17 protein-coding genes are annotated in these 15051 nt (G+C 66.4%); 7 read left to right on the top strand and 10 right to left on the bottom strand.

Going from position 1 to position 15051, the window contains the following annotated elements:
* Window positions 1–329: 329 nt before the first annotated feature.
* The 5 genes from VV867_RS25460 to VV867_RS25440 form a co-directional block, all read right to left on the bottom strand.
* On the bottom strand, window positions 330–1031 hold the full coding sequence (locus tag VV867_RS25460) for an ATP-binding cassette domain-containing protein (RefSeq protein ID WP_089394403.1): 702 nt from the start codon (window positions 1029–1031) through the stop codon (window positions 330–332).
* Between the two features lie 3 nt (window positions 1032–1034).
* Window positions 1035–1802 (bottom strand): high-affinity branched-chain amino acid ABC transporter ATP-binding protein LivG, encoded by a 768-nt coding sequence (livG, locus tag VV867_RS25455; protein WP_089394404.1) that lies wholly within the window; start codon window positions 1800–1802, stop codon window positions 1035–1037.
* Window positions 1799–3052 carry a high-affinity branched-chain amino acid ABC transporter permease LivM gene (locus tag VV867_RS25450; RefSeq protein WP_089394405.1) on the bottom strand — a complete coding sequence of 418 codons (1254 nt, stop codon included), beginning with the start codon at window positions 3050–3052 and terminating at the stop codon, window positions 1799–1801. The genes livG and VV867_RS25450 overlap by 4 nt, the downstream gene beginning before the upstream one ends.
* Complete coding sequence (gene livH, locus VV867_RS25445; protein WP_089394406.1) at window positions 3049–3966, bottom strand: high-affinity branched-chain amino acid ABC transporter permease LivH; 918 nt, start codon at window positions 3964–3966, stop codon at window positions 3049–3051. Before livH ends, VV867_RS25450 begins: the two co-directional genes overlap by 4 nt.
* A gap of 118 nt (window positions 3967–4084) precedes the next feature.
* A complete protein-coding gene (locus VV867_RS25440) occupies window positions 4085–5206 on the bottom strand; it encodes a branched-chain amino acid ABC transporter substrate-binding protein (RefSeq protein WP_109936527.1) in 1122 nt (373 codons plus the stop codon).
* 305 nt (window positions 5207–5511) lie between these two features.
* Between VV867_RS25440 and VV867_RS25435 the strand changes: the two genes are divergently transcribed.
* The 4 genes from VV867_RS25435 (at window position 5512) to VV867_RS25420 (ending at window position 7482) form a co-directional block, all read left to right on the top strand.
* Window positions 5512–5829: a DUF2288 domain-containing protein gene (locus VV867_RS25435; RefSeq protein WP_328567896.1), complete on the top strand. Its 318-nt coding sequence runs from the start codon at window positions 5512–5514 to the stop codon at window positions 5827–5829.
* Window positions 5830–5894: 65 nt separating this feature from the next.
* Window positions 5895–6260: a DUF5064 family protein gene (locus VV867_RS25430; RefSeq protein WP_109936529.1), complete on the top strand. Its 366-nt coding sequence runs from the start codon at window positions 5895–5897 to the stop codon at window positions 6258–6260.
* 470 nt (window positions 6261–6730) lie between these two features.
* Window positions 6731–7207 carry a DUF2778 domain-containing protein gene (locus VV867_RS25425; RefSeq protein WP_328567895.1) on the top strand — a complete coding sequence of 159 codons (477 nt, stop codon included), beginning with the start codon at window positions 6731–6733 and terminating at the stop codon, window positions 7205–7207.
* Window positions 7204–7482 carry a hypothetical protein gene (locus VV867_RS25420; protein WP_109936531.1) on the top strand — a complete coding sequence of 93 codons (279 nt, stop codon included), beginning with the start codon at window positions 7204–7206 and terminating at the stop codon, window positions 7480–7482. The genes VV867_RS25425 and VV867_RS25420 overlap by 4 nt, the downstream gene beginning before the upstream one ends.
* Before the next feature lie 403 nt (window positions 7483–7885).
* On the opposite strand, the gene phnE is transcribed toward VV867_RS25420, so the two are convergent.
* Genes phnE through VV867_RS25400 form a run of 4 tightly spaced genes read right to left on the bottom strand, consistent with a single transcriptional unit; the run spans window position 7886 to window position 11137 of the window.
* Complete coding sequence (gene phnE, locus VV867_RS25415) at window positions 7886–8668, bottom strand: phosphonate ABC transporter, permease protein PhnE (protein WP_328567894.1); 783 nt, start codon at window positions 8666–8668, stop codon at window positions 7886–7888.
* Window positions 8665–9486, bottom strand: coding sequence for a PhnE/PtxC family ABC transporter permease (locus tag VV867_RS25410; protein ID WP_089394413.1), 822 nt, complete (start codon window positions 9484–9486; stop codon window positions 8665–8667). The genes phnE and VV867_RS25410 overlap by 4 nt, the downstream gene beginning before the upstream one ends.
* Complete coding sequence (locus tag VV867_RS25405) at window positions 9480–10283, bottom strand: phosphonate ABC transporter ATP-binding protein (RefSeq protein WP_275627381.1); 804 nt, start codon at window positions 10281–10283, stop codon at window positions 9480–9482. Before VV867_RS25405 ends, VV867_RS25410 begins: the two co-directional genes overlap by 7 nt.
* Window positions 10280–11137 carry a putative selenate ABC transporter substrate-binding protein gene (locus VV867_RS25400; RefSeq protein ID WP_109936535.1) on the bottom strand — a complete coding sequence of 286 codons (858 nt, stop codon included), beginning with the start codon at window positions 11135–11137 and terminating at the stop codon, window positions 10280–10282. The genes VV867_RS25405 and VV867_RS25400 overlap by 4 nt, the downstream gene beginning before the upstream one ends.
* Window positions 11138–11305: 168 nt before the next feature.
* Between VV867_RS25400 and VV867_RS25395 the strand changes: the two genes are divergently transcribed.
* The 3 genes from VV867_RS25395 (at window position 11306) to VV867_RS25385 (ending at window position 14789) form a co-directional block, all read left to right on the top strand.
* Window positions 11306–12193 (top strand): NAD(P)-dependent oxidoreductase, encoded by an 888-nt coding sequence (locus VV867_RS25395; RefSeq protein WP_328567893.1) that lies wholly within the window; start codon window positions 11306–11308, stop codon window positions 12191–12193.
* 10 nt (window positions 12194–12203) lie between these two features.
* Window positions 12204–12995, top strand: coding sequence for a hydroxypyruvate isomerase family protein (locus VV867_RS25390; RefSeq protein WP_275627380.1), 792 nt, complete (start codon window positions 12204–12206; stop codon window positions 12993–12995).
* Window positions 12996–13124: 129 nt separating this feature from the next.
* Window positions 13125–14789, top strand: coding sequence for a phosphoethanolamine transferase (locus VV867_RS25385; protein ID WP_275627379.1), 1665 nt, complete (start codon window positions 13125–13127; stop codon window positions 14787–14789).
* Between the two features lie 106 nt (window positions 14790–14895).
* On the opposite strand, the gene VV867_RS25380 is transcribed toward VV867_RS25385, so the two are convergent.
* The coding region (locus VV867_RS25380; RefSeq protein WP_328567913.1) for a transposase at window positions 14896–15051 on the bottom strand (156 nt) is incomplete at its 5' end.

Raw genomic sequence — 15051 nt, 5'->3', positions numbered from 1 at the left:
GGGGGCGGCCTGCGGCCAGGCTGCGGTCGTTCTGCAATACGGTGCCTCTTTCCATGTTTGGCCTCCTTGAGTGGGAGGTTCCAGGCTAGGAAGAATGCGGGCCGCTGGATGTAGGAGCGAGCTTGCTCGCGAACGGTGTTTTCCGGCAATTGCGGAGCCTTGGGCTGACGCCATTTCTGTCCCCTGCGCGGTTGTCGAAAACAGGGGAGGGGCTGCAAAGCCAGGTTTCCTCATGATGGAGTTCCGGTTCGCGGGCAAGCTCGCTGCTGCCAGGCCGACGGGCAAAGAAAAACGGCCCCGAAGGGCCGTTTTGCATTACCGCCAGGGGCTCAACCGCCCAGGTAGGCGTCGCGTACCTTGGGGTTGACCAGCAGGTTGGCGCCGGTGTCCTGCATCACGATCCGGCCGTTCTCCAGCACGTAGCCGCGGTCGGCGAGCCGCAGCGCCTGGTTGGCGTTCTGCTCGACGAGGAAGACGGTCACGCCTTCGCTGCGCAGCTGTTCGATGATGTCGAAGATCTGCTGGATGATGATCGGCGCCAGGCCCAGGGACGGCTCGTCGAGCAGCAGCAGCTTGGGCTTGCTCATCAGCGCGCGGCCGATGGCGAGCATCTGCTGCTCGCCGCCGGACATGGTGCCGCCGCGCTGGCTGAAGCGCTCCTTCAGGCGCGGGAACAGGCCCAGGACGCGGTCCATCTGCTCCTGGTAGTCGCCCTTGCTGGTGAAGAAGCCGCCCATGGCCAGGTTTTCCTCGACGGTCAGGCGGGCGAACACCCGGCGGCCTTCGGGGACCACCGCGATGCTCTTGCGCATGATGTGCGAGGATTCCTGGCCGACCAGTTCCTCGCCGAGGTACCTGATGCTGCCGGAGGCCGCCCGCGGCGAGCCGCAGAGGGTCATCAGCAGGGTCGACTTGCCGGCGCCGTTGGCGCCGATCAGGGTGACGATCTCGCCCTGCTGCACCTCCAGGCTGACCTCGTGCAGGGCCTGGATCTTGCCGTAGAAGGTGGAGACCTTGTCGAACTTCAGCATGGCTCAGGCCTCCCCCAGATAGGCTTTGATCACGTCCGGGTTGTCGCGGATCTGCTCCGGGGTACCGTCGGCCAGGGGCGTGCCCTGGTTGATCACGTAGATGTGGTCGGAAATGCTCATCACCAGCTTCATGTCGTGCTCGATCAGCAGCACGGTCACGCCGTGCTCGGCGCGCAGCATGGCGATCAGCGCCTTGAGGTCCTCGGTCTCGCGCGGGTTGAGGCCGGCCGCCGGCTCGTCGAGCATCAGCAGTTGCGGGCGCGTCATCATGCAGCGGGCGATTTCCAGGCGGCGCTGCTGGCCGTAGGCCAGGGTGCCGGCCGGGCGGTTGGCCACGTCCTTCAGGTTGACCACTTCCAGCCAGTGCGCCGCATAGTCCAGCGCCTCGGCCTCGGCACGGCGGAACGCCGGGGTCTTCAGCAGGCCGGCGAAGAAGTTGGTGTTGATGTGCCGGTGCTGGGCCACCAGCAGGTTCTCCACCGCGGTCATTTCCTTGAACAGGCGGACGTTCTGGAAGGTGCGCACCACGCCGCGGTGGGCGATCTTGTGCCCCGGCAGGCCCTGGATGGGCTCGCCGCGCAGCAGGATCTGGCCACCGGTGGGCTGGTAGAAGCCGGTCAGGCAGTTGAACACGGTGGTCTTGCCGGCGCCATTGGGGCCGATCATCGAGACCACCTGCTTTTCCTCGACCTCGAGCGCGACGCTGTTGACGGCCAGCAGGCCGCCGAAGCGCATGGTCAGGCCGGATACTTCAAGAATCGGTCGACTCATTTACGCAACTCCAGGTGCGGGCGCTGCATCGGCAGCAGGCCCTGCGGACGCCAGATCATCATCAGCACCATGATGGCGCCGAACATCAACATGCGGTATTCGCTGAACTCGCGCATCAGCTCGGGCAGCAGGATCATCACCACGGCGGCGAGGATCACGCCCAGCTGCGAGCCCATGCCGCCGAGGACGACGATGGCGAGGATGGTCGCCGACTCGATGAAGGTGAACGACTCCGGAGTCACCAGGCCCTGGCGCGCGGCGAAGAAGCTGCCGGCGAAACCGGCGAAGCAGGCGCCCAGGGTGAAGGCCGAGAGCTTGATGATGGTCGGGTTCAGGCCCAGCGCGCGGCAGGCGATCTCGTCCTCGCGCAGCGCTTCCCAGGCGCGGCCCAGGGGCATGCGCAGCAGGCGGTTGATGACGAACAGCACCAGCAGCACCAGCAGTAGCGCCACCAGGTAGAGGAACACGACCTTGTAGTTCGAGTTGTAGGCGATGCCGAAGAACTCGTGGAAGGTCTGCATGCCCTCGGGGGCGCGGCGCTCGAAGGTCAGGCCGAGCAGGCTGGGCTTCTCGATGCCGCTGATGCCGTTGGGGCCGCCGGTGAGGTCGGTGAAGTTGCGCAGCAGCACGCGGATGATCTCGCCGAAGCCCAGGGTCACGATCGCCAGGTAGTCGCCGCGCAGGCGCAGCACCGGGAAACCGAGCAGGAAGCCGAACAGCGCGGCCATCGCCCCGGCGATCGGCAGGCAGGTCCAGAAGCCCAGGCCGTAGTAGTGGGAGAGCAAGGCATAGCTGTAGGCGCCCACGGCGTAGAAGCCGACGTAGCCGAGGTCGAGCAGGCCGGCCAGGCCCACCACGATGTTCAGGCCCAGGCCCAGCAGCACGTAGATCAGCACCAGGGTGGCGATGTCCACCGCGCCGCGCGAGCCCCAGAAGGGCCAGACCAGGGCGACCAGGATCATCAGGACGATCACCTGGCGCTGCACCGAGGGCCGCGTCAGGGAGCGGTACAGGAAGTTGTTCTCGCCCAGGTGCAGGGTACGGCCGCGGCTGAGGCTGAAGCGGTCGCGCACCAGTTGCCAGACGAACATGCCCACGGCGCACGCGGCGATGATCCACAGGGTGGTCGGGCTGACGCCTTCCAGCTGCAGGCCGATGCCGATGACGCTGAGTTTCACCCCGAGGATCGGGTAGGCCACCGCCAGTACCAGCAGGGCGCTGAAGAAGGCCGTCTTGAGTCGCTTGTTCATACCTTCTCCACCTCCGGACGACCGAGCAGGCCGGTGGGGCGGAACAGCAGCACCAGCACCAGCAGGCTGAAGGCCACCACGTCCTTGTACTGGTTGCCGAACACGTCGGCGCCGAAGGCTTCGGCCACGCCCAGCACCAGGCCGCCGAGCATGGCGCCCGGGATGCTGCCGATGCCGCCGAGCACCGCGGCGGTGAAGGCCTTGATGCCGGCGAGGAAGCCGATGTTCGGGTTGATCACGCCGTACTGCATGCCCAGCAGCACCGCGGCCACGGCGGCCAGGGTGGCGCCGATGACGAAGGTCAGGGCGATGATGTTGTTGGTGTTGATCCCCAGCAGGTTGGCCATCTTGATGTCCTCGGCGCAGGCGCGGCAGGCGCGGCCCAGTCGGGAACGGGAGATGAACATGCTCAGGCCGTACATGGCCAGCAGGGTGACGACGAAGATCAGCACCTGCATGTACGAGATGGTCACGCCCGCGTCGCCGCCGAAGACGAAGTTGCCCGGCAGCAGGTTGGGGATGGCCTTGTCCTTGGAATCCTGGGCGAGCAGGACCTCGTTCTGCAGGAAGATCGACATGCCGATGGCGGAGATCAGCGGGATCAGCCGGTTGCTGCCGCGCAGCGGGCGGTAGGCGATCCGTTCGATGCTGTAGCCGTAGGCACTGGTGACGATGATGGCGGCGGCGAAGGTGCAGAAGATGACGATCGGCAGGCTGACGATCCCCATCATGGCCAGGCCGGTGATCACGATGAAGGCTACGTACGAGCCGATCATGTAGACCTCGCCATGGGCGAAGTTGATCATGCCGATGATGCCATAGACCATGGTGTAGCCGATGGCGATCAGGGCATAGGTGCTGCCAACGGTCAGGCCGTTGATCAGCTGTTGCAGGTAGTGATAGAGCTCAGGCATCACCTAACTCCTCGGGCGTCGCGTGAAGCGGCGCTTGTGGCGCGACGGACCCCCGGAATACGCGGAATAAACAAAGCCCACTGCTGGTGCAGTGGGCTCTGGACTCAGGCGGCAGACCTTATTTGACTTCGGTCTTGGTGCCGTCCTTGTGCCACTGGTAGACCACGAAGTTGAAGTTCTTCAGGTCGCCCTTCTCGTCGAAGGCCAGGGCACCGGTGGGGGTGTCGAAGGTATTGGCGCGCAGGGCGGCGGCGACCTTGTCGGTGTCCTCGCTGCCGGCTTTCTTGATGCTGTCGGCGATGACCTGCACGGCGGCGTAGGCCGGGAACACGAACGGGCCGCTCGGATCCTGGTTCTTGGCCTTGAAGGCGGCGACCAGGGCCTGGTTCTTCGGATCCTGGTCGAAGGATTTCGGCAGGGTCACGTAGAGGCCTTCGGAAGCCGGGCCGGCAATTGCGGAAATTTCCTTGTTGCCCACGCCTTCCGGACCCATGAAGCCGACCTTCAGGCCCTTCTCGGAGGTCTGGCGCAGCAGCAGGCCCAGTTCCGGGTGGTAGCCGCCGTAGTAGACGAAGTCGACGTTGGCCTGCTTGAGCTTGGCGATCAGCGAGGAGAAGTCCTTGTCGCCGGCGTTGATGCCTTCGAAGACGGCGACTTTCACGCCGGCGTTTTCCAGGGTCTTCTTGACCGCGGTGGCGATGCCTTCGCCGTACTGCTGCTTGTCGTGGATGACGGCGACGATCTTCGGCTTGACGTGCTCGGCGATGAACTTGCCGGCGGTCGGGCCCTGCATGTTGTCCAGGCCGATGGTGCGGAAGATCAGCTTGTAGCCGCGGCTGGTGATGTCCGGGCTGGTGGAGGCCGGGGAGATCATCAGGACGCCTTCGTCCTCGTAGATGTCCGATGCCGGTTGAGTGGAGCTGGAGCACAGGTGGCCGACGACGAACTTGACGCCATCGTTGACGATCTTGTTGGCGACCGCCACGGCCTGCTTCGGATCGCAGGCGTCATCGTAGACCACGCCTTCGAGCTGCTTGCCGTCGACGCCACCGGCCTTGTTGATCTGTTCGATGGCCATCTTGGCGCCGACGAACTCCATCTCCCCGTACTGGGCGACCGCGCCGGTCACCGGACCGGCCAGGGCGATCTTGATGGTATCGGCGGCCATCGAATAGCTGGCGACGCCGGCCAGGGCCATGGCGGTCAACAGTTGGGAAAGACGTTGAGTACCCTTTTTCATAATGCTCCACTCATTCTTGTGTTTTCGTTCTTGTGGTTCGTGGCCGCGGTTCGCCGGGTTCTGCGCCCGGGGCGGAATCCGCCGGCAACTGTACCGGTACAGTGTAGAGTGCCGCTTCGCCGCTTGAAAAGCGGGTGGCGGCGGGGCGTTTCGACCCATGTCGCAAAGACGAAACAAACGTATAGAAAAACGGCGTTGTGCCAGTACCCCTCCTTTGGTCCATCCACCCCCACGCGGCTCCCGGGAAACTTGCCTGGCGCCGGCCGGGCGGTATCATGGCGCCGCCTGATTTCCCGGTGAGTACCATGACTGAACAAACTAGCACCCTCTATGCCAAGCTGCTCGGCGAGACCGCGATGATTTCCTGGCAGGAGCTGCAGCCGTTCTTCGCCCGCGGCGCCCTGTTGCAGGTGGCCGAGGCCGTCGACCTGGTGGAGGCCGCGCAGGCCGTGGCCGAGGACGACCGCCAGAAAGTCGCCGCCTGGCTGGCCAGCGGCGGCCTGGCCAAGGTCGACGAGGCCCGCGCCCGCGACTTCCTCGAGCGCGACCCGCAGCTGTGGGCGGTGGTGGTGGCGCCCTGGGTGCTGGTCCAGGAGCGTGCGGAAAAAAACCGCCTGCATTGATCCGGGGCCCCTTGCGTTACCCACAGGCGAGCTAGACTTGCGGGACCACTGCAAGGAGTTACGTCATGTTCGAGCCTGGTCACCTGCATCTCCACGCCCTGCCGGGCCTTGACCAGCAAGCGCTGGATATCAACCTGTACTACGAGATTCGCCACGACGCCGGGAAGGGCGCCTATGTCCACTTCACCATGGACGGCAGCATCGACGGCAATGCCTTCAAGGAAGAGTTCGACATGCCCAAGGACCAGGCCTTCAACTTCGCCAGCGACGCCACCCGCATCGCCCAGAAGCATGGCCTGCACCCGCGCTTCGGGCCCATCGTGCGCATCCACAAGGAATACGACGCGATGTTCGAGGACATCCGCGTCAAGCTGGGGACCCACCCGGGGGACCCGGTGGACCTGGACAAGGTGATCCATGGCGACGAGTGAGCCCTGATACGAAGAAGCCCGGCAGATCAGGCTGTGTGAAAAACCGAGCGGCTCTTCGAAGAGCGCGTTCCTACGTGAAATCTGAAGAGGCTTGGCTATTCAGCCAATCCAGAATCCACGTAGAAACGCGAAATCCAGGTTGTTTTTTAACCAGTGGGACCGATCCTGAGGTTTTCACACAGCCTGAGATGCCGGGCTTTTTCATGCGTGTGAAGCGGAGGTTTCTGTCGCAGGGGCGAGAGAAACCCGGCAGCCTTGCATTATGGCCAGTGCTGGGCTTCTTCATTTCCGGACAGCGATGGCTACCCAAGTGATGATCGTTTCGCCTGAAAGAACAGCAGGCTCCTACATCCCTTGACGTATTCGGGCGATTCTTTCCTGAAGTCTGTACGACCAACCTAGGCATCACTCTTCCCACCGCCGTGGTTTTCCGGAAGTGGGAGCGGATGGATTGCTCAGGTGATGCAGGCATGCCCGTTTATTGCTCGTTCGAACTCAATGGCAAGTTCTTCAGTGATCTGGAGTGTGGTGGGGTGGGGCGATTTCCGGCCTTTTCCGGTGACGGCGCGACTCGCAACGACCCGAGATTCGTTTCCCGGATGGACGAAGGCCCTCTGCCCAGGGGGCGTTACTACATATTCGATCGCCAGTCCGGTGGACGTCTCGGCTGGCTATACAACAAGGCAAGCCGTGTATTCGGCGTCGATCAGGAGCGCTGGTTTTCGTTCTACAGGGATGACGAGGTGATTGATGACTGGACGTTTGTCCGGCACATCCGTCGAGGCAATTTCAGATTGCATCCGATAGGCCCTGGCGCACTTAGCAAGGGGTGTGTGGTGTTGCAATACCAGGTTCAGTTCGATTGGCTATCGGCGGCTTTGAAATGTACTTTGCCGATGGTGCTTGCCGATGGAAGTCGTGCCTATGGCGTGCTGCAGGTAAGATGAAAAAGACAGCTCTCGTCCTTCTGTATATCGCTGCTACTGCAGGTCTCACTTATTTCTTCGCGCCCTTTGTGGGGGGCATCCTGTATCGCCCGTTGCCCGTGAAGGCATTGGATTGGGCAAGCGGTGCGCTGGGCCTGCATGGGATGGAGAGCTTCGTGAACCTCCATGCCACCGTGGCCTTTGCCGTGTCTCTGCTATTGGCCATGTTCGCCATGCGATATGTGAGACGCATTGCCCATCTGCTGTATCTGCTCTGGAAATATCGCTCCCGCTGATGCGCCACTTCGATGGTTGGTGTGCCGGGGTCCTCCTACGAAGAGCACCTCGGCGCGAATAGAAAATAACGTAGGAGCAACTGTCTTCTGGGCTCCCTCGTTCGCGGGAGTGACTGGATCGAAATTCGTGTCTCCCATGTCGCCCCATTGTAGGAGCGGGCCCTGCCCGCGAATCGCGCGCAGGGCGCGCTCCTACAGGTGGGACAGCGGTGGCGGGGTAGGATCTCATTCGCGAATCGCACCGATATTTCCGGCTATCGCGGAAAAGTTCGGTGGGAATGCCATGTCTCACAGCAACCTGTAGGAGCGGACTCCGTCCGCGATTGGACTCATTGGCGACTCCGGACTATACCGGCGTCAACCCAACGCCAATGCCACCGACAAACCCATTCACCGGCGCGGCTCAGGCGCTGACCCACCGCTGCCTCGCCCAGGCGCTGAGGCTGTCGACGCCCAGCACCAGCACCAACATGACGAGGATCACCGTGGCTGCCTGGGCCTGCTGGAACAGGCTGAGGCTGAAGTAGAGCATCTGCCCCAGGCCGCCGGCGCCGACGAAGCCGAGCACGCTGGCCATGCGGATGTTGTTCTCCCAGCGGTAGAGGATGTAGGCCACCAGTTGTGGCCAGACCGCCGGCAGGGTGCCGTAGGCGAAGGCCGCGACCCGCCCGCTGCCGCCCAGGCGCAGGGCCTCGGCAGGTTCCGCCGGGGTGTTTTCCAGGGCCTCGGCGAACAGCCGGCCGAGCACGCCGCCGGTGTGCAGGGCCAGGGCCAGGGTGCCGGCGTTCGGGCCCAGGCCGGCGGCCAGCACCATCAGCGCGCCCCACACCAGTTCCGGCACCGCGCGCAGGGCGTTGAGGACGAAGCGCGCCAGGCTCTGCGCGGCGGCGCCGAAGCGGCCGGCGGCCGGCAGGGCGAAGAGCATGCCCAGCAGCGCCGCGAGCAGCGTGCCCAGGGCCGACATGGCGAGGGTTTCCAGGGCGCCGCGGCCCACCGCCCGCAGGTGCGTGGCGGACAGGTCCGGCGGGAAGAAGTCGCGGGCGTAGCCGAGCATCTGGCGCAGGCCTTCGCCGCTGAGCAGGCCTTCGCTGTCGATCTGCAGGTAGATGAAGGAGGCCGCCACCGCGGCCAGGATCGCCAGGCTCCAGCCCAGGCTGCGCAGCAGGCCTGCGCGGGCGCGGTTCATTCCAGCCTCCGGCGCAGGAAGCGGCTGAGCTGGTCGGCGCCCAGCACCAGCAGCAGGAAGGTCAGCAGGATGCTGGCCACCTCGCCGCCGGCGAACATGCGCAGCGACAGGTCGACCTGCTGGCCGAGCCCGCCGGCGCCGACGAAGCCCATGACCACCGAGGCGCGGATCGCGCATTCCCAGCGGTACACGGTGTAGGAAATCATCTCGCTCGCCGCCTGGGGCAGCAGGCCGTAGGCGAAGGCGCCCAGGCGCGAGCCGCCGCCCAGCAGCAGGGCGCGGGTGGGGCGCGGGTCCACCGACTCGAAGATTTCCGCGTAGACCTTGCCGAGCATGCCGCCGTAGGTGATGGCGATGGCCATGACACCCGCCGTTGGGCCCAGGCCGACGGCGCGGACGAACAGCAGCGCCCAGACGATCTCCGGGATGCTGCGCAGCACGATCAGCAGCAGCCGCACCGGCCAGCGCAGGGCGCGCGCCCACCAGGCCGGCAGGCCGCCGCGGGGCAGGGCGGACAGCGACAGCGCGCGGGTGGCCAGCAGGGCCGCGGGGAAGGCGATCAGCCAGGCCAGGGCCATGCCGGCGGTGGCGATGGCCAGGGTTTCCAGGGTGGCGCGGCCGAGGACGGCGAGGAACTCGGCGTCGTGGGCCGGCGGCCAGAAGCCGGCGAGGAAGCCGGCCATGGTGCGGGCGTTGTCGCCAGTGAACAGGCCGGGGATGTCCAGCTCGCTCAGGCGCACGCCGGGCCACAGCAGGGCCAGGGCCAGCAGGGTCAGCAGCAGCCGCGGCAGGGCGGCGGGGTCGCGGGGTTTCAGCATCGCGGGATCTGCACCACGTGCAGCGGCTCGACCGGCGCCGGGGCATCCACGCTCAACTGCTCGTTGGCGTAGAGCTGCCGCAGGTCGTCCGGGCTTACGCTGGCGGACGGCTTGTCGAAGGCGATGCGGCCATCGCGCAGGCCGACGATGCGCGGGAAGTGCGCCAGGGCCAGTTCCACCGCGTGCAGGCTGGCCAGCAGGGTCAGGCCGCGGGCGTCGGCTTCGTGGTTGAGCTGGGCGAGGGTGTGCCCGGCGAGCACCGGGTCCATGGCCGAGACCGGCTCGTCGGCCAGCAGCAGTTCCGGCTGCTGGTACAACGCGCGGGCGATGCCGATACGCTGCAGCTGGCCGCCGGAAAGCTGGTCGCAGCGCTGGAACAGCTTGTCGCCCAGGTCCAGGCGCTGCAGGGCGGCGAGGGCGCCGTCGATGTCCAGCGGGTAGACCAGGCTGGCCAGGCTCTTCCACAGCGGCCACTGGCCGAGGCGCCCGGCCAATACGGCGTTGACCACCCGCTGCCGCGGTGGCAGTGGTGGCGCCTGGTGGATCAGGCCGATGCGCGCGCGCAGGCGCTGGCGGGCCCGGCTGCCCAGGCGCCAGGGCTGGCTGCCGAGCAGTTCGATCTCGCCGTGGCTGGGTTTCAGGGCGGTGGCCAGCACGCGCAGCAGGGTGGTCTTGCCGGCGCCCGAGGGGCCGATGATCGCCACCCGCTCGCCGGCCTCGACACGCAGGTCGATGCCGGCGAGGGCGCGCTGGCCATTGGCGTGGAGGTGCTCCACGCCGGTCAGGCGCAGGCTCACTTCAACAGGCCGGCGGCGCGGGCCGACTCCTCGATGCCCTTGTAGTTCTCGGGCTTGGTCTCGATGAAGCGGCTGGCCGCCTGCAGGTCGAGGATGGCCTTGTCGCGCGGCTTGCTCGGATCCAGGTCGAGGAAGGCCTGCTTGATCTTCTCGGCCAGGGCCGGGTCGAGGTTGCCGCGCACGGTCCAGTTGTAGTCGTAGTAGGTCGGGGTGGTGGCGAAGACCTTCACTTTGTCGGTGTCGACCTTGCCGGCGTCCACCAGCTTCTGCCAGACCGAGGCGTTGAGCACGCCGGCGTCCACCTTGCCGGCCTGGACCCAGGCCACGGTGGCGTCGTGGGCGCCGGAGTAGGCCACGCGGGAGAAGAACTGCTCGGGCACTATGCCGTCCTTCTGCATGAAGTAGCGCGGCATCAGGCTGCCGGAGGTGGAAGACACCGAGCCGAAGGCGAAGGTCTTGCCCTTGAGGTCCTGCAGCGACTTCACGCTGGCGTCGGCGGTGATGAATTTGCTGGTGAACTGCTGGTCCTGCTCGCGCTGCACCAGCGGGATGGCGTTGCCGGTCTTCAGGCGCGCCTGGACGAAGGTGAAGCCGCCCAGCCAGGCCATGTCCAGGCGGTCGGCGGCCAGCGCCTCGACCACCCCGGCGTAGTCGGACACCGGGATGAACTTCACCGGCATGCCCAGGCGTTCCTGCAGGTATTCGCCCAGCGGCTTGAACTTGCGCAGCAGCTCGGTGGGGGCTTCGTCGGGGATTGCCGAGACCTTCAGTTCCTTGAGGGTGTCGGCCTGGGTGAGGCTGGCGGAAAGGGACAGCGCAAAGCAGGCGGCGAGCGCCAGGGTGCGTTTCAGCATGGGAGCAGTCTCCGGTTCAATAGCGGAAAAAGCCTGGGAAGTATAGTGGCGGTCTGCCGGTGCGCGTGGAAATGACCACGGCGGCGGGCTCGCAGGCTCGGCGAAGGCGCTGGTGGGCGGTAAGATGGCCGCCCCCGTGCCCGCCATTTTGCCCGACAGGAGTCGTCCATGTCTGCCTTGCCCTCCATCGCCTTCGCCGGCCTCGGCCTGATGGGCGTGCCCATGAGCCGCCGGTTGCTCGCCGCCGGCTACCCGCTGAGCGTGTGGAACCGCTCCGCCGCCAAGCGCGAGCTGCTGGCCGGGGAGGGCGCCCGTGCTGTGACCAGCCCCGCGCAGCTGTGCGCGGGAGCCGAGATCGTCATGCTGTGTCTGGCCGACACCGCCGCCGTGCGCGAGGTGGTGTTCGGCCCCGCCGGCATCGTCGAAGGGGCGAAGCCCGGCCAACTGCTGGTGGACTTCTCCAGCCTGGAGCCGGCCGCTACCCGCGAGATGGCCGCCGAGCTGGAGGCGCGCAGCGGCATGCGCTGGGTCGACGCGCCGGTTTCCGGCGGCACGCCGGGCGCCGAGGCCGGCACCCTGGCGATCATGGCCGGCGGCCGGGTGGACGACATCGAGCGCATCCGCCCCGTTCTCGCCCACCTCGGCCAGCGCCTGACGCGCATGGGCGAGGTCGGCGCCGGCCAGGTGACCAAGGTGTGCAACCAGATGATCGTCGCCTGCAACGCCCTGGTGATCGCCGAAGTGGTGGCCCTGGCGGAGAGCGCCGGGGTCGACGCCAGCCTGATCGCCCCGGCCCTGGCCGGCGGCTTCGCCGACTCCAGGCCCTTGCAGATCCTCGCCCCGCAGATGGCCGAGAGCTGCTTCGAGCCCATCAAGTGGCACGTGCGCACCCTGCTCAAGGACCTGGATACCGCGGTGAAGCTGTCTCGCGAACAGGGCTCGGCCACGCCCATGAGCGGCCTGGCCGCGCAACTGATGCGCCTGCACGGCAGCCAGGGCCACCTGGAGCACGACCCGGCCACCCTGGTCGAGCAGTACCGCCAACCCCGCGATTGAGGACGCCGCCATGCCGATCTGCGCCAACCTGTCCCTGCTGTTCACCGAGCTGCCGCTGCTGGAGCGCGTGCGCGCCGCCGCCGAGGCCGGCTTCGCCGGGGTGGAGGTCCAGTTTCCCTACGAGGTGCCGGCCGAGGCACTGCAGGCCGAGCTGCAGCGCAGCGGCCTGCCGCTGGTGCTGTTCAACCTGCCGGCCGGCGACCTGATGCAGGGCGGCGCCGGGGTGGCCGCGGTGCCGGGGCGCGAGGCGCAGTTCGCCGCCGGGCTGCGCCAGGCCCTGGACTACGCCGAGGTGCTGCGCCCGCAGAAGATCAACGTGCTGGCCGGGCGCCTGGCCGAGGGCGTCGAACGCGAGCAGGCGCTGGCGCTGCTCGCCGAACACCTGGGGCAGGCCGCCGAGGCCTTCGCCGGCCGCGGCATCCCGCTGCTGATGGAGGCGATCAACCTGCACGACATGCCCGGCTTCCTGCTCAACACCCCGCAGCACCAGCTGGACATGCTGGCGCGCGTCGGCCACCCGAACCTGGCGGCGCAGCTGGACTTCTACCACATGGCGCGCATGGGCCTGGACCTGGCGGAATGCGTGCGCCAGCTGCAAGGGCACATCGGCCACGTGCAGTTCGCCGACGCCCCGGGGCGCGGCGAGCCGGGCAGCGGCGAACTGGACTTCGCGCCGGCGCTGGCGGCGCTGCGGGCCCAGGGCTACGACGGCTGGCTGGGCGCCGAATACCGTCCGCAAGGCGTCACCGCCGCCGGCCTGGGCTGGCTGCCGGTCTGGCGGGAGCAGCTGCGATCGGCCTGAGCCGACAAACGTTGTATCGATTCAGTGGCGAATTTGACACTTTTTTGACTAACTGATCAGTAGATTCGGCCCGCCCGCCGGGGACGGCGGGCTTTTCCGTTTTCCGCTGTACCGTCAAGGAGTGCCTCGATGTCCGAGGGCAACCGTCGCCTGCTACCCACGATCAGCTCCAACCGCCTGGTGCTGCTGTTTTCCCTGGCCCTGGTGCTGTTCTACAACCTAGCCACCTGGAAGGCGCTGGACGGCCTGGTGCCGTTGCAGGGGGCGTACCGCATCGCCTTCTTCGCGTCCTTCGGCGTCTTCCTCTGGGCCGCCTTCACCCTGCTGCTGACCCTGGTGTCCTTCCGCCCGCTGCTCAAGCCGGCGCTGACCCTGGTGGCGTTGTGCTCGGCGGCGGCCGCCTATTTCATGAACAGCTATGGCATCACCATCGACACGGTGATGGTGCAGAACGTCTTCGAGACCAACCCGGGCGAGGCCGAGGCGCTGTTCAGCGGCCGGCTGGTGGCCTACCTGCTGCTGCTCGGGGCGTTGCCGTCGGCGCTGGTCTGGGCGCTGCCGGTGGCCTACAAGCCCTTCCTGCGCGGGCTGCTGAACAAGGTGCTGGTGGTGTTCGCCTGCGTGGCCGCGGTGGCGGTCATGGTGGGCGGCTTCTATTCCACCTATGCGCCCATCTTCCGCGAGGAAGACAAGCTGACCCACTTCATCAACCCGACCAACTACATCTATGCCGTGAGCAAATACGGCAAGCAGCGCCTGGGCATCAAGAAGGCCGAGCTGGTGGTGCAGAAGGTCGGCGAGGACGCGGTGCAGGGCGCCAAGGCCTCGCAGCGGGCGAAGAAGTCGCTGTTCGTCTTCGTGGTCGGCGAGACCGCGCGGGCCGACCACTTCTCCCTCAACGGCTACGCCCGGCAGACCAACCCGGAACTGGCGAAGCTGGACATCCTCAACTTCACCCAGGTGCACTCCTGCGGTACCTCCACCGCGGTGTCGGTGCCCTGCATGTTCTCCAAGTTCCCCCGCGAGGACTACAGCGACAAGAAGGGCAAGACCTACGAGAGCCTGCTGGACGTGCTGCAGCGCGCCGGCCTGCAGGTGCTCTGGCTGGACAACAACAGCGACTGCAAGGGCACCTGCCTGCGCGTGCCGCACCGCGACATCCCGAAGAACCAGCCCGGCCCGTTCTGCGACGGCAACCGCTGCCTGGACGAGGCCCTGCTGCAGGACCTGCAGGCGTACATCGACGGCCTGAAGGACAACGCCATCATCGTCCTGCACGCCGACGGCAGCCACGGCCCGGAGTACTACGACCGCTACCCGGCGGACATGGAGCGCTTCAAGCCGGTGTGCCGCACCAACCAGCTGGGTAGCTGCTCGAAGGACGAGCTGGTGAACGTCTACGACAACACCATCCTCTACACCGACTTCTTCCTGGCGAAGGTCATCGAACTGCTGAACAAGAACAGCGACAGGTACGACACCTCGATGCTCTACGTCTCCGACCACGGCGAGTCGCTGGGCGAGAACGGCGTGTACCTGCACGCCGCGCCCTACGCCATCGCCCCGGCGGCGCAGACCCACGTGCCCATGGTGATGTGGTTCGGCCCCTCGACCCTGCGCGACCTGGGCATCGACCGTGGCTGCCTGGCCGGCAAGCGCGACGAGCAGGGCCTGAGCCATGACAACCTGTTCCACTCGGTGCTCGGCCTGATGGACGTGCGCACCAGCCTGTACCAGCCCGGCCTGGATATCTTCCACTCCTGCCGCGGCAATGCCGTGGCGGCGGGTGAATGACGCCGATGCTTTCGTAGGAGCGAGCTTGCTCGCGAACAGAGTCCGCAGCGGGGCTCGTTCGCGAGCAAGCTCGCTCCTACAGGGTGGGGGCAGGCGAAAAAAGGGTTCATCGCGCTTTCCCGGGGAAGGCGGCCTTGATTTTCAGGAAGAAGTAGGCGGAGTCCCTGAAGCCATAGGCCATGCGTTTGATCACCTTGATGCGGTTGTTTACCCCTTCCAGCAGGCTGGTGTGCATGGGGAAGCGAGCGCTGGCCAGGATGCC

It is taken from the genome of Pseudomonas sp. JH-2 (assembly GCF_036231725.1).
Taxonomy (GTDB): domain Bacteria; phylum Pseudomonadota; class Gammaproteobacteria; order Pseudomonadales; family Pseudomonadaceae; genus Pseudomonas; species Pseudomonas delhiensis.
Note: the sequence above shows the minus strand (reverse complement) of the source record. Positions and strands in the feature narration are given on the sequence as shown.